Raw genomic sequence first — 348 nt, forward strand, 5'->3', positions numbered from 1 at the left:
TTCGGCCAAGGTCCGGTCGCGCTGCTCGGGCGTGGCAATCCCATCAACCCTGACCGAAGCCCAGGCGAGCATGGCACGATGATGCAGCGATTTGGGCGGGTTGTTCTCCAGATAAGTGCGCAGCTTCTCGAGGCCGGCGCGAGCCTGCGGGCTCTCGGCGTAGCCGTCGGGGGCGATGCCAACGGTGACCGCGGCAAGAGTCACACCGTAATGATCGTCGATCTCCAGGGGCGCGTAGTCGCAATGCGGCCAATTCCAACCACCGTCCTCGCGTTGTACGGCCCACATCATGTCGAGCACCTCGCGGGCCACGTCGCTCAACTCGCCCGTCGTCTGCGCGTCGTTGAG

The 348-nt window shown here is 65.2% G+C and carries 1 pseudogene; it reads right to left on the minus strand.

The window, feature by feature from the left end:
* Positions 1-348, minus strand: a pseudogene (locus GA615_RS27275) (squalene--hopene cyclase); the annotation flags it as partial.

This window comes from Tautonia marina (assembly GCF_009177065.1).
Taxonomy (GTDB): domain Bacteria; phylum Planctomycetota; class Planctomycetia; order Isosphaerales; family Isosphaeraceae; genus Tautonia; species Tautonia marina.